The organism is Salinimicrobium oceani, from assembly GCF_012037645.1.
Genome location: NZ_JAAVJR010001334.1, coordinates 1 through 324, shown reverse-complemented (window position 1 = coordinate 324; position 324 = coordinate 1). Strand labels below are relative to the sequence as shown.

General features: G+C 46.6%; 1 protein-coding gene. It reads right to left on the bottom strand.

Going from position 1 to position 324, the window contains the following annotated elements; translation table 11 throughout:
- Nucleotides 1-266: hypothetical protein (locus HC175_RS22075; RefSeq protein ID WP_168140003.1), on the bottom strand; the 266-nt coding region annotated here is incomplete at its 3' end.
- Between the last annotated feature and the right edge of the window lie 58 nt (nucleotides 267-324).

Here is a 324-nt window from a genome sequence, read left to right as displayed (position 1 = left end):
GAAGTGATAACACCTCCGGCAAACAACTGAGTTCCTGTGCCTCCCATTCCGGTCCAGTACTGATTACCCGCACTTAAAGGAAGAAGCGTATAACTGTCACATTCAACCACATCATCAAGCTCATCGGCTACAGGAGTAGTATTGATATCTACTGCAAAGGAAGACTCATCTGCTTCACAAGGCGCTGTGGCCGGTGCATAGATATAGATGGTCTGATCTGAAGTGATAACACCTCCGGCAAACAACTGAGTTCCTGTGCCTCCCATTCCGGTCCAGTACTGATTACCCGCACTTAAAGGAAGAAGCGTATAACTATCACATTAA